This is a genomic window from Pseudomonas sp. Ors-4-3C, assembly GCF_055755035.1.
In genome coordinates this window covers 5479717-5500880 of sequence record NZ_CM146900.1, presented here as the reverse complement: position 1 = coordinate 5500880, position 21164 = coordinate 5479717, and the positions used below count along the sequence as shown (strand labels likewise).

The following is a 21164-nucleotide window of genomic DNA, read 5'->3' as shown; positions in this document are numbered from 1 at the left end:
GATGTCTCAGGGATCTGCAAGGTATGCGCGTTATCGTCGGCTTGTCGGCCATGCTGGCTGTGTTGTTGCTCTGCGCCTGTGAACGACAGGATGCAGCGCCGCTCGATCAGCAGCTCTACGTCTGGCAGCGGCATTGGACGCCGGCTCATGAGCTTGCACTGAAAGACAGTCGCGGCGACTTTTCGACGCTGCGGGTGCTGGCGTTGCAGGCCTTTCCGAATGCCGGATGGAGCCGCGCGCGCATCGATCCGGCGTTGCTCAAACAGGATGCTCGGCCGTTGATTGCGGTGATCCGGCTTGACGGCCAGCTCAAGGCGCTCGACGAGCAACAAGTCACGGCACAGATCCTTCAGGTGCTGGCGGACTGGCAAGGGCAGGGGCTGACCCTGAGCGGCATCGAGATCGATCACGACGCCGGGAATGCGCGTCTGCCGGCCTATACCGAATTCCTTCTCCATCTGCGCGGCGCATTGCCGGCCAGCCTGCCGCTGAGCATCACTGCGTTGCCGGCCTGGCTCGACAGTCCGCAACTGCCGGCGCTGCTGGCAGCTGTCGACAGCAGTGTGCTGCAGGTGCATGCGGTCAGCGATCCGCGTCGCGGCCTGTTCGACCCCGAGCAGGCGCGGCGCTGGGCCGAGGCTTGGGGACGGGTAACCGACAAACCGTTTTATCTGGCACTGCCGGCCTACGGGGTGGCGCTGTTGCCGGATGCTGACGGCGCCCCGGTGGTGGAAAGTGAAGTGCCACTTGAGCGCGGCGGACAACGGCGCGAATTGCTCGCCGATCCGCAGCAATTGAGCCGACTGGCCAAGGAGTTGCGTGAAGATCGCCCGGCGCATCTGGCCGGTCTGATCTGGTTTCGCCTGCCGCTGGTCAACGATCGTCGCGCGTGGAGCCTGAGCACGCTGCGTGCCGTCGCCCGTGGCGAAGCGTTAAGCAGTCAACTGAGCCTGACGCTCAGCGAGAGTAATGGCCTCTATGACATCGCCCTCAACAACCGCGGTAACCTCGACAACGCCTGGCCCGCACGCATCAGCGTGAAGGCGCGCGATTGCGAAGGCGCCGACGCGCTCGCCGGTTATGCGTTGCAACAAGGCCCGGATCTGCTTACCTTCACCCGCCAGCGCGACGGTCGTCTGCCGGCGGGCGGGCAACGCGCCATCGGTTGGGCGCGCTGTGCATTTATTGATCAAGGAGGTTCGCATGTTGACCCGTAACTGGCCCCGCCATCTGCTCTGTCTGAGCCTCAGCCTGCCGCTGGGTTCGGCGCTGGCCTGCGGCCCGGACTTCCCGATGCGCCTGCTCGACAATCGCGGGCAGACCCTGGCCGAGCTGCCGGAGGGCAACTTCAACTTTGAGCTCAGCCGCCTGGGCAAAGCCATCCCCGGGCTGAAGAACGTCACCGCGGCGACCTACAACCCCAACGATTTTTACGCTGAACCGACCGAGCCTGCCAATCAGCGTGACAAGGCCGAGCAGGCCGGTCTCACAGCCGAACAGCAAGCGCTGGTCAAACAGCTGCGCAGCCTGACTGACGCGCATCAGGTCGATGTGCAGGGCGCCAGCCTGCCGGCGGAGATTCGCCTGTACCTGGCCGGTGCCGTGGCGTTCGGCGCGGGCGACTATCAACTGGCGGTCGAGTATTTCCGCCAGTTGCTGGCGTTGCCGGCCGAGCAACGACCGTTGCGCAGCACTTGGGCGGCTTACTCGCTGGGCCGTGCGTGGGTGGCCAGAAGTACCGAGGCCAACAACGCCATCGATGCACTGGAGCAGGCACGGGATGCCTTCCGCCAGGCTCGGCAGTTGAGCATCGACGGTTTCAGTGACCCGTTGGAACTGGGCGTCGCCAGTCTCGGCGAAGAGGCGCGGGTACTGCGCACTTCGGGCGATTGGGCCGGCGCCATCGAATTGTACGAAGCGCAGAACCTGCACGGTTCGGCGGTGGGCAATACCTCGCTCAAGCTGCTGATGAATGATCTGGCGCAGTTGCCCGAGGAGCCACTGGCGAAGTTGCTCGAACACCCTTCGGTGCAGCAACTGGTCACCGCCTCGTTGATCAGTCGTCAGGGCTGGTCATTCGGCGATGAGCCGCCAAACCAGAAGAAACTGGTCAAGCTCCTGCAGAACAGCACCCGCGGCAGTTTCGACAACGCCGACCGGCTGGCGGCGGTCAATTATCAACAGGGCGATTACACCAACGCCAAGGCCTTTCTCGAACACGCCGGTGACGGCGGCCTTGCGTGGTGGTTGCGGGCCAAACTGGCGGTGCGTGACGGCGATAAAAATGCCGCGGCTGCCGCCTATTCCAAAGCCGCGCAGGCCTTTCCGCAGACCGAGGACTGGGGATATCGGCGCACGCAGGACTGGGACTTTGAAACCGTTCAGCCCAAATGCCGGGTCGAAGGCGAGAGCGCGATCCTGGCGCTGCAACGCGGTGAATACCTGCAAGCCTTTGTTCAGTTGTACCGCAGCAACAATATCTATTGGTTCGACGCCGCGACGGTGGCCGAGCGGGTGCTGACGGTCGATGAACTGAAACGCTACGTCGATGACAACGTGCCGGCGCCACCGCCGCTGACCCAGCAGGAGCGCGACAACTATGTGCAGTTGCCGGTTGCCGCCAGCCTGCGCAATCTGCTGGGCCGACGTCTGTTGCGTGAGGGGCGGTATGAAGAAGCGGTCGGCTACTTCGACAATCCCGACCTGCAAAACAAAGCGAAACTCTACGGCCAGCAGCGTCTGAAAGCCGACAGCGCCTGGTGGCCGACCAAACGCGCCAGTGCGTTGTACAACGCTGCCTGGACGGCTCGCGAGTGGGGTATGGATATTCTCGGTTACGAGATGGCACCGGATTACGCCACGTTCGGCGGCAACTACAGCCTGGAAAACGCCGCGCTGAAAGTCGGGCCGCTGGTGGCTGAAGACGAAGTCAAACGTCAGCAAGCCAGCGAAGCCAAGCCGGACGAGCGTTATCACTACCGCTTCGTTGCCACCGCGCTGGCCAGTCGTGCCGCCGACAACCTGCCGCACACCAGTCAGGCGTTTGCTGCCGTGTTGTGCAACGCCGCCGGTTGGAACAGCAGCCTGCAGGAGCAGAGCGATCTCTATGAACGCTATGTGAAGGAAGGGGCGTACGTGCCGTGGGCGGTGGATTTCGGTCATCAGTGCCCGTACCCGGACTTTGAAAACGCCGACAAGCGCTACGTCACCCAAGTCACCGATGCCGCGCGCTCGGCACTGCGCCCTTACAAATGGCCGGTGCAGATCGGTGGGGCGGTGCTGCTGGTCGGCGTTGCGTTGTTCCTGATCACTCGTCGGCAACGCCGGGCGCGCAAAGACTAGGCCTGTTGCACGAACGTCAGGCGCAGGGCGAAGCCGATCAACAGGCTGCCGAACAGCCACTGTTGCAAGCGTTGGGCCGAGGGACTGCGTTGCAGCCAGCGGCCCAATGCGGCGCCGATCAGCGCGTAGGTCGAGTCAAACAGCAGCCCGGCAGCCACCAGCAACATGCCGAGGATGGCGAACTGCGTCAGCACCGGGGCACCGTCGGCGACGATAAATTGCGGAAGCAGCACCGAGCAGAACAGCAGCGCCTTGGGGTTGAGCAGATTGGTCAGCAAGCCACGGCGGATCGCTTCACGCCATTGTCCGTGGATGTCGGCCTCACCGGCGGCATTCAGGTTCGGCAGCAAGGTACTGCGCAGGCATTGAATGCCGATCCACAGCAGATAGGCCGCCCCGGCCAGACGCACCACGTCGAACGTCCACGGCGCGGCTTTGAACAGCGCCGCCAGTCCCAACGCCGCCAATGCGACATGACATCCCCGAGCAATCGCCAGGCCCACCGCGGTGGCCAGCGCGGCGCCGCGGCCCTGCCGGGCGCCGGTTTGCAACAGCAAGATCATGTCCGGCCCAGGCAACAGATACACCACCGCCAGCGCCAGAAAAAACATCCACATACCCGCCATGCTGCCGCCCTTTCGTTGTCGATTCGGTCGGCTCAGTCTATGGCCGAAGGGTGGGGCAGGTGCTTGCGTAGTCGGCTTCAAAATGGGCCAGTATTGGCATAACCTGCTTTCTTTTTTCGATCTGACCATCAGGATCTGCCAAACATGAAACTCGACGCCTTCGACCGCAAGATTCTCGCCGCCCTGCAACGGGACGGACGCCTGAGCAACGTCGAACTGGCGGACGAAATCGGCCTGTCGGCGTCACCGTGCCTGCGCCGGGTGCGGATGCTGGAGGAGGCCGGGGTGATTCGCGGCTATCAGGCCAACCTTGATCGCGATGAAGTGGGACTGGGGCTGACGGTATTTGTCGGGGTCAAGGTCGAGCGCCACAACGATGAACAGGCCGAAGCCTTTTATGCGGCGGTGACGGCGTTACCGGAGGTGATCTCGGCGTTTCTGGTGTCGGGGGAGTCGGATTTTCTGTTGCAGGTGGTGGTGCCGGACTTGCGCGCGTATGACCGGTTTCTCAGCGGCTGCCTGCTGAAGCTGCCGGGGGTGAGTGACATTCGCAGCAACTTTGCGATTCACACGGTGAAGACCCCGGGGGCGTTGCCGTTGGGGCATCTTCCGGATTGAAACCGGGTGGCCTTCATCGCGAGCAGGCTCACTCCTACAATTGATCGCGCTCCTCTGTAGGAGTGAGCCTGCTCGCGAAAGCGGTCGTCCGGTCACCCAAACTTTTGCTGACTACATCTGTGTCGCCATTCCTTCCACATTCATCGCCGCCTGACGCAGCGCCTCGGAGCGGGTCGGGTGCGGATGGCAGGTCAGCGCGATGTCTTCGGCCGAGGCACTGAATTCCATGGCCACGCAGTACTCACCGATCATTTCGCTGACGCTCGGGCCGACCAGGTGCACGCCGAGGATTTCGTCCGTGCGTTCGTCGGCAAGGACCTTGGCGAAGCCTTCGGTCTCGTGGTTGATCTTCGCCCGGCTGTTGGCGGTGAACGGGAACTTGCCGACCTTGTAGGCGCGTCCTTCGGCCCTGAGCTGTTCTTCGGTCTTGCCGACGCTGGCCAGCTCCGGGCGGGTGTAGATGACGTTGGGAATCAGGTCGTAGTTGACCTCGCCGGCCTTGCCGACAATTTGTTCCACGCAGGCCATCGCTTCGTCTTCGGCCTTGTGCGCGAGCATCGGGCCGGACGTTACGTCACCAATCACCCAAATGCCGGAGGCTTCGGTGCGGTGCTGGCGGTTGGCGAGCATGCCGCGCTTGTCGGTGCTCAGGCCGACGTTCTCCAGGCCCAGACCTTTGGTGTACGGGCGCCGGCCGATGGCGACCAGCACGTAGTCGGCTTCCAGTAACTCGGCGCTGCCACCCGCTGCAGGTTCGACGCTGAGCTGTACGCCGCTGGCCGAAGTCGTGGCGCTGGTGACCTTCGAACTCAACTTGAAGCTGATGCCTTGCTTGCTCAGTGAGCGCTGCAGGGTTTTGCCGGCCTCGCCATCGACGCCGGGGCAGATGCGGTCGAGGTATTCGACCACGGTCACCTGGGCGCCGAGACGGCGCCAGACCGAACCCAGTTCCAGGCCGATCACCCCGGCGCCAATCACCACCAGATGCTTGGGTACTTCGCTCAGTGACAGCGCGCCGGTGGAGTCGAGGATGCGCTGATTGTCGATCTCGACGCCGGGCAGGGGCGTGGGTTCGGAGCCGGTGGCGATGATGATGTCCTTGGCGCTCAGCTCGGTCTTGTTGCCTTGATCGTCGCTCACCGTGACTTTGCCCGGGCCATCGATGTGGCCCCAGCCCTTGATCCAGTCGACCTTGTTTTTGCGAAACAGAAACTCGATGCCTTTGGTCAGGCCGCTCACGCTCTCGTCTTTCTGTTTCATCATTTGCGCGAGGTTGAGCGTGGGTTTGACCTCGATCCCGAGGTTGGCGAATTCGGTACCCATGGCCGCGTCGTACAGCTCCGAAGCATGCAGCAAGGCCTTGGATGGCATGCAACCGACGTTCAGGCAAGTGCCGCCGAGGGTGGCGCGGCCTTCCACGCAAGCCGCCTTCAGGCCCAACTGGCCGGCGCGGATCGCCGCGTTATAACCACCCGGGCCGCCGCCCAGAATCACCACGTCATAGTTGCTCATGCTGTTACTCCTGGTTGGGAATGCGGATCGCTAAAAGTAGTAGTCGAATAAAATTACGAGCGTAATATGTGCATTTCCGGACATTTCGGTCAAGGCTTCAGGCAAACGACAGGTTGTGCATCTTTAGATAAGCGAATTTGTGTACGAATATTTCACGCTTTTCGTTATATCGTAACGAATGGGCGAATGAACCAATGGTTTTGGGGTGATATGCAAGTCGATCTGGATGTCGATGGCACGCAAGTGACCGGGTTGCCGCGCTTTCAACAAGCGGCCACGCAGGGGCGGCGATTGCGTCGTCTGGCCATCGGTCTCGGCGCCTTGGCCGGGGCAGGGTGGGTGCTGGCGCTGTTTGTCGAGCTGTTTGCCGCGCAATCGATATGGCCGGCGTTGCTGATGAATCTGGGCGCGGCGTTGCTGGTGCTGGTCGCTGGCCTGCAGTCGGCGTGGTGGGTGACGCAATGGCGTGCGCGGGTCATGCACCCGGTGGCGCAGGAACCGCTGAACGAGGTCGAGCAAACGGCCCCTGATGGCTGGTACGAACGGCTGCTGGAGCGTTTGGGTCAGCGCGGCCTGCACCTGCTCGGTCAGATCGGCGCGGCCGCGTTGTGGCTGGGTGGCTGGTCAGTGCTGATAGTGCTCAGCATCGAACAGGTGTGGAATCTCGCGTTGCCGGCCGCGACCGTCGGTTTATCGGCCACGGTGGGCGCAGCGCTGATGTTGCTGTTGGGTTTCGGCTTGCTGGTGCTGGAGCGGCAACTGGCTCAGGAAACCCCGGCGCAATGGCCGGAAGCCGGAAACCTCGCACAATTGGCGCGGGTGGCGATCATCAGTCTGGTGCTGGGCGCGTTGTGCCTGTTGTTCGCCAGCGACGCTTCGGTGTGGCCCGTGCGCCTTGCGGTATTGATTGGAATCTTGCCGGGAATGGTCGCGATCGAGTTGCTATTGCGCGCGGTCCTGTCGGTTTTCAGTCCCCGTCGCGAGCAGCTCGAACCGACCCTGCTGGCACGCAGTTTTGTCGCTGACATGCTGCGCTGGCCGCCGCAGCCGCTGCTGGCCTTGCAGCACGAATTGCACAATCGTTTCGGCATCGATCTGCGTCAGATCTGGGCGTTCAGCTACATGCGCCGCGCCTTTCTGCCGGTGCTGGCACTGGTCGCTGCTGTCGGCTGGATGCTGACCGGGATCCACGAAATCCCGCTGCAAGGGCGCGGTATCTACGAGCGTTTCGGCAAACCGGTGCAGGTGTTCGGCCCCGGATTGCACGCTGGGTTGCCGTGGCCGTTGGGCCGCGTATTGAGCGTCGAGAACGGCGTGGTGCACGAGTTGGCAACCAGCGTCGGCGATGCGCCTGCGCCGACCCAGGCAGAGCCTGCCGAAGGCCCGGCGCCGGTGACTGCCAACCGCTTGTGGGATGCCAGCCACGTCAACGACAAATCCCAGGTGATTGCCAGCAGCCGTGGCGATCAGCAGAGCTTTCAGATCGTCAACATGGACGTGCGCTTCGTCTATCGCATCGGCCTGCGGGATCAGGATGCCTTGGCGGCTACCTACAACAATGCCGATGTACCGACGCTGATCCGCAGCACCGCGAGCCGGATTCTGGTTCATGATTTCGCCTCGCGCACCCTCGACGGTTTGCTCGGTGCCGACCGGGTAGGGCTGGGCGAGGAAATCGGCCGCGCGGTGCAAAACGATCTGCAGCAACTCAACAGCGGCGTGGAAATTCTCGCCACGGTGGTGGAAGCGATTCACCCGCCCGCCGGTGCTGCCAATGCTTACCACAGCGTGCAAGCGGCGCAGATCGGCGCGCAGGCGTTGATCTCCCGTGAGCGTGGCGCTGCGGCCGAAGCCAGTAATCAGGCGCAATTGCAGGCCAGTCTCGCCCGCGATCAGGCCAGTGCCAGCGCCCGTGAAATCAACGCCACAGCGCAGGCGGCGGATCTGAAGTTCAGCGCTGAACAGAAAGCCTACGCCAGCGCCGGCCAGGCATTCGTGCTGGAACAATATCTGAGTCAACTCAGCCTCGGCCTGAGCAAGGCCAAACTGCTGGTACTCGACCACCGTTTAGGCGGCAGCAGCAATGCGCCGACCATCGACCTGCGTACGTTCACGCTGCCGGCTGATCCGACGCCCGCGCGCACCCCCGCTCAACCAGGAGTTGCCCCTTGAGCCAGTCGCACACTCACGATTCCCATGACCACAGCGGCCACGATCACGGTCATGCCGGCCACCATCATCATGGGCATCATCACCATCACCACGGTGCGCCGGAAGAGGCCGGGCCGTTCCCGTGGCGGCGGATGGGCTGGGCGCTGTTGCTGGTGGCGTTTGCCATCGCTGCGGCAAGCCTGGTGCAGGTGCGCTCGGGCGAGGCGACCGTTATCACCCGTTTCGGCAATCCGTCGCGAGTGTTGCTAGATCCCGGTTTGAGCTGGCGCTGGCCGGCACCGTTCGAGGCGGCGATTCCGGTGGACCTGCGCCTGCGTACCACCTCCAGTGGTTTGCAGGATGTCGGCACCCGCGATGGTTTGCGCATCATCATTCAGGCTTACGTGGCGTGGCAGGTGCAGGGCGACCCGGACAATGTGCAGCGTTTCATGCGCGCGGTGCAGAACCAGCCGGACGAAGCGGCACGGCAGATTCGCACCTTTGTCGGCTCGGCGCTGGAGACCACCGCCAGCAGTTTCGACCTGGCGGATCTGGTGAACACCGATGCCAGCAAAGTGCGTATTGCCGATTTCGAAGCGCAACTGCGTCAGCAAATCGACCAACAGTTGCTCGCGACTTACGGCGTTCGCGTGGTGCAGGTGGGCATCGAACGCCTGACCTTGCCTTCGGTCACGCTGACGGCCACGGTTGATCGGATGCGCGCCGAGCGTGAAACAATCGCCACTGAGCGCACCGCCATCGGCAAGCGTGAAGCCGCGCAGATTCGTTCCGCCGCCGAGCGCGATGCGCGAATTGTGCAGGCCGATGCCACGGTGAAAGCGGCAGAAATCGAAGCGCAGTCGCGAGTCGAAGCCGCGCAGATCTATGGACGCGCCTACGCTGGCTCGCCGCAGCTATACAACCTGCTGCGCTCACTCGATACCTTGGGCACCATTGTCACCCCGGACACCAAGCTGATCCTGCGCACCGATGCCGCGCCATTCCGTGTGCTGGTGGACGGTCCGCCGAATGTTGAAAACAAATCCGGATCGCAACCATGAGTGATGAAGTTCCACGTGGAACACATTCGTTGAGCAGTCCGTGGATTCAGGCCGGACGCGTGGCGTTTTTCGCCTTGTACGCAGTGACCGTATTGGCGGCGTTGGCGTGGGCGTTTTCCAATGTGCGGCAGATTGATCCGCAGAATCGCGCGGTGGTTCTGCACTTTGGCGCACTGCAGCGCATCCAGAATGCCGGCCTGTTGTTGGCCTGGCCGCAGCCGTTCGAGCAAGTGGTTTTGCTGCCAGCAGCGGATCGGGTGATTGAGCGCCGAGTGGAAAATCTGCTGCGCAGCAGTGAGGCGATCAAGGCTGATCGCGTTGCGACTTTCGCCACACCCTTGAGTGATGCGCTGGCCGGCTCCGGCTATTTGCTGACCGGCGACGCCGGCGTGGTGCAACTGGATGTACGGGTGTTTTACAAAGTCACCGATCCCTATGACTTCGTGCTGCAAGGCGATCATGTGTTGCCGGCACTGGATCGGCTGGTCACGCGCAGCGCTGTGGCCCTGACCGCCGCACGGGATCTGGATACGATTCTGGTCGCTCGACCGGAGTTGATCGGTGCCGACAATCAGGCCGCTGAGCGCCGCGAACGCTTGCGCGGTGATCTGGTGCAAGGCATCAACAAGCGTCTGGCTGAATTGAAGGCGAGCGGGCAGGGCATCGGCATCGAAGTGGCGCGGGTAGATGTTCAATCGAGTCTGCCCGACCCGGCCGTCAGCGCGTTCAATGCCGTTTTGACCGCCAGCCAACAAGCCGACAAAGCCGTCGCCAATGCACGCACCGAGGCGGAAAAGCTCACCCAGACCGCCAACGAGCAAGCTGACCGCACCCTGCAAGTTGCCCATGCGCAGGCCGGTGAGCGGCTGGCGAAGGCGTCGGCCGACACCGCCACGGTACTGAGCCTGGCCAAGGCGCAGCAGCAGGGGACCGACCCGCAGATGCTGCTGCGGCTCTACCGCGAACGTATGCCGAAGATTCTCGGCCAGGCCGGTTCCGTGACCACGGTCGATCCGAAAGACGATTCCCGCCTGATCATTCAGGGAGCCAGTAAATGACCGCGACCACTGCCGCACCGAGCCTGTTGTCCTCGGCCGAACAGCGCCGCGCTGCACGGCAATTGACCCTGGCGATGCTCGCCCTTGGCTTGCTCGCCCTCGGTCTGATCTGGCGTTGGCTGGTGCCGGAGCAAACCGGTGTCAGTCAGTTGCTGCTGGGTTTCGCCTCCTTATTAGTGGCGGTGCCGGTGATGCGCTCGGCGTGGTACAGCCTGCGTTATCCAAGCCTGCACGGCATCACCGATCAACTGATTGCCCTGGCGATGCTCGGTGCGTGGGCGACCGGCGATCTGCTGACGGCGGCGTTGCTGCCAATCATCATGATCTTCGGCCATGTGCTGGAAGAGCGCAGCGTGATCGGCTCGCAGGAAGCGATTCATGCTCTTGGCCAATTGACCCGCAGCCACGCGCGCAAGATTCAGGCGGACGGCTCGATCATCGAAGTCGATAACGGCACGCTCAAACCCGGCGACACGGTCGAGGTGCGTGCAGGAGATCGGGTGCCGGCGGATGGCCGAGTGCTGTTCGGTCAGGCCAGCCTCGACACGGCGTCGATCACCGGCGAATCGGTTCCGGTGGAAACGGCGGTGGGCATGACGGTGTTTGGCGGGGCGATCAACCTCGACGGCTTGCTGCGCATTGAGGTGACCCGTACCGGCGATCAATCGACGCTGGGCAAAGTCATCGCGCTGATGCAGAACGCCGAACGCTCGAAGCCACCGATCACCCGCCTGCTTGAACGTTATGCCGGCAGCTACATGGTGCTGGTGTTGCTGTTGGCGGCGGTGACCTGGTTTGTCACCCATGACGCGCAAGCGATGCTCGCGGTGCTGGTGGCGGCCTGTCCCTGTGCCTTGGTGCTGTCGGCACCGGCCACGGCGATTGCCGGAGTGGCGGTGGCGGCGCGCCACGGCATTCTGATCCGCAGTTCGGCGTTTCTCGAAGAACTGGCGGACCTCACCTCGTTGGTGGTCGACAAAACCGGCACCCTGACTTACGGCACCTTGCGTCTGCAATCGATCAACAGCCCGCGTCTGCAACAGTCCGCGGTCATGGCGTTGGCGGCCAGTCTTGGCGCGGCCAGCAGTCATCCGGTCAGCCGGGCACTGGCGGGGCTGGTGAGTCAGGAGCAGAGCCTGGCGCTGACGGACATTCACGAGCGTCAGGGCCTCGGGGTCGTGGCCATGACCGCGCAAGGCGAGGCGGCGCTGGGGCGTCCCGAACTGTTCGCGCAACTGGGCATCGTCACGACGTCCGTTCCCGAGCACGATGGGCCGATCGCCGGGTTGGCGCTGAATGGCGAGTTTGTTGCTTGGTTGTTGTTGGCCGATAGCGTCAAGCCGGAAGCGCGCTTTGCCCTCAATGAATTGCGTGAACTGGGTCTGGGTCGCCAACTGCTGCTGACCGGCGATCGCCAGAGTGTCGCCCAGACACTGGCCCGCGAAGTGGGCCTGCAAGAGGTGGAAGCCCAGGCGCTGCCCGAGGACAAACTCAACCGCGTGCTCAAGGAAATCGACAACGGTTTCCGGCCGATGGTGGTGGGTGACGGCATCAATGATTCGCTGGCGCTCAAGGCCGGCGTGGTCGGCGTGGCGATGGGTGCCGGCGGGGCCGACATTGCGCTGGCCTCGGCAGATATCGTGTTGATCGGCAGCGACCTGCGCCGCCTCGGCACCTGTGTGCGGCTCAGTCGCCAGTGCCGGCGAACCTTGCAGGTCAATGTGATCATCGGTCTGGGCTGGACCCTGGCGATCGTGGTGTTTGCGGCATTCGGCTGGCTCGGCGCGGCGGGGGCAATGATTGCGGCGCTGCTGCACAACCTCAGTACGCTGCTGGTGTTGGGCAATGCCGGGCGTCTGCTGCGGTTTCAGGAGCCGCTGCTCAAGCTCAAGGATGATCACTGAAGCGGGTTTCATCGAACTGTGCGCCGAATAGACAGTCAGCTATGGAAGAGGGCGCACACTTCTTTGCCGTTACTTGGACTGAAACGTGGGTGCATGACGGCATGTTGGAGCGTCTGGAACGATAGTTTCGGCTAATTAAATCGATAGCCTGCTATTTTTCAAGGATGGTCTACCCTCAGATCTGACGTCTGAAACAAGGGGGATTTTCCATGCTCGCGCAACTTCCACCAGCCTTACAGAATCTGCAGCTTCCGCTTCGCCTGCGACTCTGGGACGGCCATGAATTCAATCTGGGTCCGGCGCCCAGCGTTACCATCGTGGTCAAGGACCCGCAGATGGTCAGCCAGCTTACGCATCCAAGTCTCGACGCGCTGGGGGCGGCGTTTGTCGAAGGCAAGCTTGAGCTGGAAGGCTCGATCAGCGAGGTCATCCGGGTCTGCGACGAATTGAGCAGCGCCTTGCTCAATGAGGACGACGATGCACAGCCTGTGCGTTCGGTGCACGACAAGGAAACCGACGCCAAGGCCATTTCCTATCACTACGACCTGTCCAACGCGTTCTACCAGTTGTGGCTGGACAGCGACATGGCGTATTCCTGCGCGTATTTCGAAACCGGCAGTGAAACTCTCGAACAGGCACAACAAGCCAAGTTCCGGCATCTGTGTCGCAAGCTGCGTTTGCAGCCGGGCGATTACCTGCTGGATGTCGGTTGTGGCTGGGGCGGTCTGGCCCGTTACGCGGCGCGTGAATTCGGCGCCAAGGTGTTCGGCATCACCCTGAGCAAGGAACAGCTGGAACTGGCCCGCGAGCGCGTCAAGGCCGAGGGCCTGGAAGACCAGGTTGAACTGCAATTGCTCGACTATCGCGATCTGCCGCAGGACGGGCGTTTCGACAAGGTGGTCAGCGTCGGCATGTTCGAACACGTCGGCCACGCCAACCTCGCTGAGTACTGCAAGGTCCTGTTCGGCGCGGTGAAGGAGGGCGGTCTGGTGATGAACCACGGCATCACCGCCAAACACACCGACGGCCGTCCGGTAGGGCGCGGCGCCGGCGACTTCATCGAGAAATACGTGTTCCCCAACGGCGAGCTGCCGCACCTGGCGATGATCTCGGCCGAGATCAGTGAAGCCGGGCTGGAGATCGTCGACGTCGAAAGCCTGCGTTTGCACTACGCGCGCACACTCGACCACTGGAGCGAGCGCCTGGAGGACAACCTCGAAGCCGCCGGGAAACTGGTGCCGGATCAGGCGCTGCGCATCTGGCGGCTGTATCTGGCCGGGTGTGCCTACGCGTTCGCGCGTGGCTGGATCAACCTGCACCAGATTCTCGCGGTGAAGGCGCATCCGGATGGCAGCCATGAACTGCCCTGGACTCGCGACGACATCTACCACCCTTGATGCCTGAACCATGCCCTCTCGCTCGGAGAGGGTGATGGGGCTTGCTAGAGAATCGGCGAAATGAGCCGGGCGATCCGCATGCCGAGCTGTTGCAGGCGGTGGACTTCCCGGCTCTCTTCTTTGGCGACTTCGTAAGCCTGCTCGAAGTCATCGTTGAGCATCTGTTCTACGCTGGCAGCGAACTCGCAGTCGACGGTCAACAGCATCACTTCGAAATTCAGCCGGAATGAGCGGTTGTCCAGATTGGCGCTGCCGATGGCGCTGATCTCACTGTCGATCAACACCACTTTCTGATGCAGGAACCCCGGCTCGTAGCGGAACACCCGCACGCCGGCGCGCACCGCTTCGAACGCATAGAGGCTGGAAGCGGCGTAGACGATGCGGTGATCGGGGCGCGATGGCAGCAGCAGGCGTACATCGACGCCGCGCAGCACCGCCAGGCGCAACGCGGCGAAGACGGCCTCATCGGGAATGAAGTAAGGACTGGTGATCCACACCCGCTCGGTCGCGGCGTGGATTGCTTCGACGAAGAATAGCGAACAGGTTTCGTAGGCATCGGCCGGGCCGCTTGCCAGCAACTGGCAGAGCACGCCGTCCTCCGGGTATACGTCCGGCAGGATCAGCGGCGGCAACGTGCGCGCGGCCCAGAACCAATCCTCGGCAAACGACTCCTGCATGCAGGCCACCACCGGCCCACGCACTTGCACGTGGGTGTCGCGCCATGGCGCCAGTGGCGGCTTCTCGCCCATGTATTCATCGCCGACGTTATGCCCGCCGACAAAGCCGAGCACGCCATCGACCACGACGATTTTGCGGTGGTTACGGAAATTTACCTGGAAGCGATTGAGCCAGCCGCTGCGCGTGGCGAAGGCTTTGACCTCGATACCGGCATCGCGCAACGCCTGCACATAACTGTGGGGCAGGGCGTGGCTGCCGATCCGGTCGTAGAGCAGATGAATCGCCACGCCCTCAGCCGCTTTCTTCAGCAACAGATCGCGCAGGCGCTGCCCGAGGCGGTCGTCATGGATGATGAAAAACTGGATCAGCACGGCTTCGCGCGCTTGATCGATTGCCTGGAAAATCGCCTCAAAGGTGGCGTGTCCATTCACCAGCAGCTGCACTTCGTTGTTTGCCAGGCACGGCATGCGCCCCAGCTTGGGCATGGCGCGTAGCGAGGCATAGGCTTTCGACGCGCGTGCGGTGAGCGCTTCTTCCACCCACGGGCGCCAGTTCAGCTCGGATATCGCCTGGCGCATCTGTTCGTTGGCCTGACGGCGCGCCTTGATGTAACCGTCGAAAGTGCTGCGGCCGAACACCAGGTAGGGGATGAGGGTCAGATAAGGAATGAAAATAAGCGACAATGCCCAGGCGATCGAGCCTTGGGCGGTGCGTACCGTCAGCACTGCGTGGATCGCGGCGATCAAGCCGAGGCTATGTATAAGAGCGATCAGATAACCGAAAATGTGCGGTCCAAAATAATCCATGGGGCAACCTTGCTCCTGAAGATTCAATGCGTAACAGACCATGTTCCGAGGCGATTGTCGCTATTTAATTGGCGCATGAACCGAAGCAATCGGCCGGCGTCTAACGGCCACTACTGATCAGGAGTTTTTCGATGAACGTTCGTCTGCTGGGTTTGGCACTGGGCCTGGGTTTGGCAATGCCAGTGATTGCGCAGGCACAAATGCTGCAGCCGGGGCTATGGGAAATGACCTCGAGCAACGTCAAGGTCGATGACCAGCCAATGGATGTGCAGTCGATCCTCGGTCAGTTGCAAGGCCAGATGACGCCGCAACAGCGCGCGGCGCTGGAAAAGAACGGAATCAACATCGGTGGCAAGGGCATCCGTGCCTGCCTGACACCGCAGCAAGTGGCGACCAACGATATTCCGCTGGCCGATCCGCAGTCGGGCTGCAAACAGCAGATCACCGAGCGCACCGGTAACCAGTGGAAATTCCGCTTCAGTTGCCCGAAAGCGCAAGGCACCGGTGTCGCGACGTTTGTCAGTGATCGTGAGTTCACCACCGTGGCCAACGGTACGTTCAACGCCATCGGGATCAACCAGAAGGGCAGCCTGGAAACCCGCGCGGTGTGGTTGGGTCAGGATTGCGGCACGGTGAAGCCAAGAGCTTAAAAGCTTCGCAAGCAGGCTCGCTCCCACAGGGCCAGTGCGATTCCTTGTGGGAGCGAGCCTCGCGAAGACGTCCTGTCAGACACCTGATCATTCAGCGCATAAACCGCAGCGGCAGCCCCTGACATCCTTCGTTGATACGCTGCTCGCGCCAGGCAATCTGCCCCGACACCAACGTCGTATTCACCCGATAGCGGAAAGTCTTGTCAGCAAACGGCGTCCACCCGCACTGCGACAGAATCGGTTGCCGCGACACCTCCAGAGCCGCTGGCTCAACCAGCACCAGATCCGCCCAATACCCCTCCCGCAAATAACCTCGATCCGGAATCGCAAACAGATCCGCCACCCGATGGCTGGTCTTCGCCACCAGCGTGGTGATCGGCAGCACGCCATCGGCCACCAGCTCCAGTAGCGCCGGCAAAGCGTGTTGCACTAGTGGCAATCCGGACGGCGCTTCGGCATATGGGCGCTGTTTTTCCGCCCAGGTATGTGGCGCGTGATCGCTGCCGATCACATCCAGTCGATTGCTCAGCAGCGCCGCGCGCAAAGCATCGCGGTCGGCTCGGGTCTTGATCGCCGGGTTGCATTTGATCAGGTTGCCGAGTGCTGGATAGTCGCTTTCATCGAACAGCAGGTGATGCAGGCAGACTTCAGCAGTGATGTGTTTTTGCGCGAGTGGTTTGTCTTCGAACAACGCCAGCTCGCGGGCGGTGGTCAGGTGCAAAACGTGCAGGCGAGTGCCGTGACGTCTGGCCAGTTCCACCGCCAGTGAAGAAGAGCGGTAGCAAGCCTCGGCATCGCGAATCAAGGCATGGATATTGGCCGGCAGGTGCTCACCCAGGCGCGCGCGCAGTCGGACTGCGTTGGCCTCGATGCTCGGCGTGTGTTCACAGTGGGCCAGCAGAATCGTCGGCACTTCGGCAAACAGGCGCTCGAGAACCTTGGGATCATCCACCAGCAGATTGCCGGTGGAGGCGCCCATGAACACTTTGACCCCGGCGACTTCGCAGGGGTTGAGCGCGGCGACGGTGTCGAGGTTGTCCCGGCTCACACCGAAGTGAAAGCCGTAGTTGGCCACGGAGTTGATCGCCGCCCGACGCTTTTTATCCGTCAGCGCTTCGAGGGTGAGGGTGGCCGGTTGGGTGTTGGGCATGTCCATGAAACTGGTGATGCCGCCCGCCACCGCCGCTCGAGATTCGGTGTGAATGCAGCCCTTGTCCGGCGCCCCCGGTTCGCGAAAATGCACTTGGTCATCAATCATCCCCGGCAACAGCCATTGGCCGTTGGCGTCGATTTCCACCCGCGCAGTTTCACCGTCGATGCTGCGCGCAATCTTGACGATGCGGCCATGGCTGACCAACAGATCGCCGTCGAACTCGCGTCCTTCGTTGACCAGTCTGGCGTTGCGAATCAGCACGCTGCTCATGGTTCAGAACTCGTTCTGCAAGGCTTTGTAACCGCGCACCAGATCGACGTTGGTGCGTGCCACGTCTTCGGAAAACTCCGAGGCGCTGACACTCACCGGCGGAAACTGCGAGAGGTCGGTGTTGGGGCCGATGCGGGTAGTGGAGGGCACGTAGAACGCGGCCGGCAAATCGCGGCCATCGACCACCGAGTTGTGCCGCACCACGCAGCCATCACCGACCACGCAATTGAACAACACACTGTTGAAGCCGATGAACACGCGGTCGCCAACCACGCACGGACCGTGCACGATCGAGCGGTGAGCGATCGAGCTGAACTCGCCGATGGTCACTGCCGCGCCGGATTTGGAGTGGATCACCACGCCGTCCTGAATATTCGAATTGGCACCGATGGTGATCGGCTCCATCGTGCCCGAAGCATCGACTTCGTCGGCGCGGATCACCGCGTAGGGGCCGACGAAAACGTTCTCGCCGATGATCACCTTGCCGCAGATGATCGCGGTTTTGTCGACGTAGGCCGACTCGGCAATTTGCGGCAGATCGCCTGAAGGATTCTTGCGGATCATGGCTGGCTCAATGCGTCGTAAAGGGTGTTGAGGTTGTATTCGAACAGCCCGGTAAAGGTGCTGGCCGGGCCGCTGGCGGCGAGAGCATCGGAGTACAACGTACCGCCGATATGTGCGCCGCTTTCATCAGCGATCTGCTTGAGCAGGCGCGCGTCCTTGATGTTTTCCATGAACACCGCTTTGACCCTGGCCTGACGAATCTGGGTAATCAACGCGGCGACTTCGGCGGCCGATGGCTCGCGTTCGGTGGACAGACCTTGCGGCGCCATGAAGTCGATGCCGTAGGCCTGACCGAGATAACCGAAGGCATCGTGGCTGGTGACGATCTTGCGGTTGCCCGGCGGCAGTGAACCGAGCTTGGCCTTGGCTTCGGCGAGCAGGGCGTAGATCTGTTTCAGATAGGCCTGGCTGTTGCGCTGGTAGTCGGCCTTGTTCGCCGGATCGGCGGCGATCAGCGCCTTGGTGATGTTGGCGATGTACAACTCGGTGTTCGCCAGATTGTGCCAGGCGTGCGGGTCGGGAACGCTCTCGCCGTCTTCATCCAGCGAGCGTGGAATCACGCCGTGACTGGCACTGATGACAGGGGCTTTGGTCTCGGTGCTGGTCACCAGGCGATCGAGCCATGGTTCGAAACCGAGGCCGTTCTTGATGATCAGCCTGGCCTTGAGCAGCGCTTTGGCGTCATCGGGCGTCGGTTCATACGTGTGGGCATCGGCGTCCGGGCCGACCATGTTGGTGATCTGAATATGCTCGCCCCCCACCTGATGAACCATGTCGGCAAGGATGCTGAAGCTGGTGACCACCGGCAATTTTTCCGCCGCCGACAACGACATCGACAGCATCAGGCTGAACAACACGAGTAGAGCACGCATCGGGAAACACCTCATTGGGATGTGAGCAAAGGCGGGCGGCGCAGCAAACCGTGCACCGGTCCGAACACCACGGACAGCAGATAACCGATGCCGGCGACCAGCACGATCGCCGGACCGCTCGGCAGCGAGTAGTAGAACGAGATCAACAATCCGCACCCCACCGAGAGGCAGCCGATCAGCGCGGAGATGGCAATCAGGCTCGGCAGGCGCCGACTCCAGAATCGTGAAGCGGCGGCGGGCAGCATCATCAGACCCACCACCATCAAGGCGCCGATGGCCTGGAAACCGATCACCAGATTGAGCACCACCAAGGTCAGGAACACGCCGTGGGCGAGTGGACCGAGACGGCTGACGGTTTGCAGGAATAGCGGATCGAGGGTGTCCAGCAGCAGCGGTTTGTAGATCAGAGTCATGGCGATCAGGCTCAGCCCCGACACCCACAACATGCCGTTGAGGGTCGGACCGTCGACGGCGAGTGCCGAGCCGAACAGCAAGTGCAACAGGTCGAGACGCTTGCCGGCGATGCCTAGAATCAACACACCGCTGGCGAGCGAGATCGGATAGATCGCGGCGAGGCTGGCGTCTTCGCGCAGACCGGTGCGACGGGTGATCCAGGCGGCGAGACCGGCCATGCCCAGGCCGGCGCCGAGGCCGCCGAGTGTCAGTGCCGGCAGACTCAGACCGGCGAACCAGAAGCCCAGCGCCGCACCGGGGAGGATGCCGTGGGCGACGGCGTCACCGATCAGGCTCATGCGCCGCAGGATCAGAAACACGCCAAGCGGAGCCGTGCTGCAGGCCAGTACCAGACCGCCGAGCAGTGCGCGGCGCATGAACACAAACTCGTTGAACGGTTGCCAGAGGTGGCTGACGGTGAGCATCAGGCCACCTGCGTGTTGGGTGTTTGCTGGATCAGTTCGGCACTGGGGCCGAACACGCACTGACGATTTTTGATCAGCAACGTCTGCGGGATGTGTTGGCGTACCGCGGCGAGGTCGTGGCAGACCACCAGCAGTGTTCGCCCTTCGGCATGCCAGGCGTGGAGGTGTTGCCAGAGTAACTGCTGGCCCAGCTCATCGAGGGCAGCGTGGGGTTCGTCGAGGAGTAGTAACGGAGCGTCGGCCAGACTCAAACGGGCGAGCAGCGCGCGTTGCAATTCGCCGCCGGAAAGGGCCATCAGCGGACGCTTTTCCAATCCGCTCAAGTGCCAGTTTTCCAGTGCGCTGGCGAGTCGTTGCGCGCGCAGTTGCGTCGACAATCGGCGGCCCCAGAAACCCGCGGCCACCAGTTCTTCGAGGCTGATGGGGAACTGTCGGTCGAGGTGTTGCTGTTGCGGCAGGAACGCCAAGCCGCCCTGACGTGGAACACCCAGTGCGACTTTTCCGGATAAAGGCTTCTGCAATCCGGCGATGACTTTCAGCAGGCTGCTTTTACCGCAGCCGTTGGCGCCGATGATGGCGCTGAGGCTGCCGTGTTCCAGCGAGAGCGTCAGTGGCGAAGTCAGTGGTTGGCCGAGTGCGCCCCAAGTCACGGTTTGGCAACGGATCATGCGAGTTCTCGGTGCCAGTGGCTTTCGGCGACAGCGTCGTGGGCGTGCAGGCTTTCGGCGTGGATCACCCGCAGGTGGAAACCACTGACGCCGGGGGAGCGGCGCAGGGCCAGATTGAGTCGTCGCGCGGCGTCTTCGCAGAACATCAGATTTTGCCCATTGGCCAGAGCGAAGGCTTGTTCGTCGGCGCGTTTCACGGCGGTTTGTACGGCGGTGCCGAGTGCCGCTTCGGCATCATTGATGATGACGCTCAGAGGTAGCTCGTCGATGAACTCGTCGAGATGCATATGCAGTTGCGCGGTGCTGCGTTGGCTGTGCGGGGTGGCGACAATGCCTTGGCTTGATCCAAGCCAGGCCAACACTTCGGCATGTTGCAGTGGCTTGTTGGCGAAATCATTGATGAATTGCTGCTGAATCAACTGCCGCGCCAACGCTGCTGAGCAGGGGCAAGTTGAGGAGTAAGGCACTTCGATTTTCAGTTCCACGTGGAACACTTTGCTTTTCAGGGTCGCACAAATACTCACTGGATAGCTCTTCCAACCGGCCAGAGGGCTGACTAACGCAGGCCTTTTCAGCAGTACTTCGCAATGGATGTTCAGGTAGGCGCTGTTGGATAAACCTTCGTGACTGACCAGAAAATCATCGAGTACCTCGCGCAATAAGACGGGAGAGAGGTTGTGCCGTTCAAGCGCCGCCAGCGCCAGATACAGCCGCGACATGTGAATACCGCGCGCCTCGCCATCCTCGAGACTGACGCCTGCATCTGCTTTTGCGCTCAGACGTTGGCCTTCCAACAGAACAGGCAGAGCGATACCGCACATGCCCACCCAATCAAGCGGTAACGCCTGGCGAGCGACTTGAGTCGCTATATCCGGAAGTGTCAGCGAATTCATGTTCGGAACCATCGTGTTGATTGAATTGAATGTTACATTATAACAATTCAAATCACGATAGCT

General features: G+C 62.1%; 18 protein-coding genes. 9 read left to right on the top strand and 9 right to left on the bottom strand.

The window, feature by feature from the left end:
• Positions 1-23 precede the first annotated feature (23 nt).
• On the top strand, positions 24-1217 hold the full coding sequence (locus ACVHNU_RS24940) for a DUF3142 domain-containing protein (RefSeq protein ID WP_473018490.1): 1194 nt from the start codon (positions 24-26) through the stop codon (positions 1215-1217).
• Entirely contained in the window at positions 1204-3342 is a 2139-nt protein-coding gene (locus tag ACVHNU_RS24935) for a hypothetical protein (protein WP_473018489.1), read from the top strand. The genes ACVHNU_RS24940 and ACVHNU_RS24935 overlap by 14 nt, the downstream gene beginning before the upstream one ends.
• On the opposite strand, the gene ACVHNU_RS24930 is transcribed toward ACVHNU_RS24935, so the two are convergent.
• Complete coding sequence (locus ACVHNU_RS24930; protein WP_400496848.1) at positions 3339-3968, bottom strand: LysE family translocator; 630 nt, start codon at positions 3966-3968, stop codon at positions 3339-3341. The two genes, ACVHNU_RS24935 and ACVHNU_RS24930, sit on opposite strands and share 4 nt — an antisense overlap.
• Positions 3969-4112: 144 nt before the next feature.
• Here ACVHNU_RS24930 and ACVHNU_RS24925 point away from each other — a divergent pair, with 144 nt between their 5' ends.
• Positions 4113-4586: an Lrp/AsnC family transcriptional regulator gene (locus tag ACVHNU_RS24925; protein WP_103522514.1), complete on the top strand. Its 474-nt coding sequence runs from the start codon at positions 4113-4115 to the stop codon at positions 4584-4586.
• Positions 4587-4697: 111 nt separating this feature from the next.
• On the opposite strand, the gene lpdA is transcribed toward ACVHNU_RS24925, so the two are convergent.
• Positions 4698-6098, bottom strand: a complete 1401-nt coding sequence (lpdA, locus tag ACVHNU_RS24920) for a dihydrolipoyl dehydrogenase (RefSeq protein WP_473018488.1) — start codon at positions 6096-6098, stop codon at positions 4698-4700.
• Positions 6099-6308: 210 nt separating this feature from the next.
• Here lpdA and hflK (ACVHNU_RS24915) point away from each other — a divergent pair, with 210 nt between their 5' ends.
• From hflK (ACVHNU_RS24915) to cfaB, 5 genes are all read left to right on the top strand, one after another.
• The gene (gene hflK / locus ACVHNU_RS24915; protein WP_473020100.1) at positions 6309-8270 is read left to right on the top strand and encodes a protease modulator HflK; all 1962 of its coding nucleotides are present in this window, start codon (positions 6309-6311) and stop codon (positions 8268-8270) included.
• On the top strand, positions 8267-9310 hold the full coding sequence (hflC, locus tag ACVHNU_RS24910; RefSeq protein WP_103522512.1) for a protease modulator HflC: 1044 nt from the start codon (positions 8267-8269) through the stop codon (positions 9308-9310). The genes hflK (ACVHNU_RS24915) and hflC overlap by 4 nt, the downstream gene beginning before the upstream one ends.
• Positions 9307-10368, top strand: a complete 1062-nt coding sequence (gene hflK / locus ACVHNU_RS24905) for a protease modulator HflK (RefSeq protein WP_473018487.1) — start codon at positions 9307-9309, stop codon at positions 10366-10368. The genes hflC and hflK (ACVHNU_RS24905) overlap by 4 nt, the downstream gene beginning before the upstream one ends.
• Complete coding sequence (locus ACVHNU_RS24900; protein ID WP_473018486.1) at positions 10365-12272, top strand: heavy metal translocating P-type ATPase; 1908 nt, start codon at positions 10365-10367, stop codon at positions 12270-12272. The genes hflK (ACVHNU_RS24905) and ACVHNU_RS24900 overlap by 4 nt, the downstream gene beginning before the upstream one ends.
• A 209-nt stretch (positions 12273-12481) precedes the next feature.
• Positions 12482-13669: a C17 cyclopropane fatty acid synthase CfaB gene (gene cfaB / locus ACVHNU_RS24895; protein ID WP_003229726.1), complete on the top strand. Its 1188-nt coding sequence runs from the start codon at positions 12482-12484 to the stop codon at positions 13667-13669.
• Between the two features lie 44 nt (positions 13670-13713).
• Here the strand turns inward: cfaB and cls are convergent, their stop codons facing one another.
• The gene (gene cls, locus ACVHNU_RS24890; RefSeq protein ID WP_473018485.1) at positions 13714-15153 is read right to left on the bottom strand and encodes a cardiolipin synthase; all 1440 of its coding nucleotides are present in this window, start codon (positions 15151-15153) and stop codon (positions 13714-13716) included.
• A gap of 131 nt (positions 15154-15284) precedes the next feature.
• On the opposite strand from cls, the gene ACVHNU_RS24885 reads away from it, so the two are divergent.
• Positions 15285-15803 (top strand): DUF3617 domain-containing protein, encoded by a 519-nt coding sequence (locus tag ACVHNU_RS24885; RefSeq protein WP_003229722.1) that lies wholly within the window; start codon positions 15285-15287, stop codon positions 15801-15803.
• 91 nt (positions 15804-15894) lie between these two features.
• Here the strand turns inward: ACVHNU_RS24885 and ACVHNU_RS24880 are convergent, their stop codons facing one another.
• The 6 genes from ACVHNU_RS24880 to folE2 are packed head-to-tail and all read right to left on the bottom strand — an operon-like array spanning position 15895 to position 21101.
• Complete coding sequence (locus tag ACVHNU_RS24880; RefSeq protein WP_473018484.1) at positions 15895-17226, bottom strand: dihydroorotase; 1332 nt, start codon at positions 17224-17226, stop codon at positions 15895-15897.
• Positions 17227-17229: 3 nt separating this feature from the next.
• Positions 17230-17790 (bottom strand): gamma carbonic anhydrase family protein, encoded by a 561-nt coding sequence (locus tag ACVHNU_RS24875; RefSeq protein WP_473018483.1) that lies wholly within the window; start codon positions 17788-17790, stop codon positions 17230-17232.
• Positions 17787-18662: a metal ABC transporter substrate-binding protein gene (locus tag ACVHNU_RS24870; protein ID WP_473018482.1), complete on the bottom strand. Its 876-nt coding sequence runs from the start codon at positions 18660-18662 to the stop codon at positions 17787-17789. Before ACVHNU_RS24870 ends, ACVHNU_RS24875 begins: the two co-directional genes overlap by 4 nt.
• A gap of 11 nt (positions 18663-18673) precedes the next feature.
• Positions 18674-19540, bottom strand: coding sequence for a metal ABC transporter permease (locus ACVHNU_RS24865; protein ID WP_473018481.1), 867 nt, complete (start codon positions 19538-19540; stop codon positions 18674-18676).
• Positions 19540-20208: a metal ABC transporter ATP-binding protein gene (locus tag ACVHNU_RS24860; RefSeq protein WP_473018480.1), complete on the bottom strand. Its 669-nt coding sequence runs from the start codon at positions 20206-20208 to the stop codon at positions 19540-19542. Before ACVHNU_RS24860 ends, ACVHNU_RS24865 begins: the two co-directional genes overlap by 1 nt.
• Entirely contained in the window at positions 20205-21101 is an 897-nt protein-coding gene (gene folE2 / locus ACVHNU_RS24855) for a GTP cyclohydrolase FolE2 (protein ID WP_473018479.1), read from the bottom strand. The genes ACVHNU_RS24860 and folE2 overlap by 4 nt, the downstream gene beginning before the upstream one ends.
• Positions 21102-21164 lie beyond the last annotated feature (63 nt).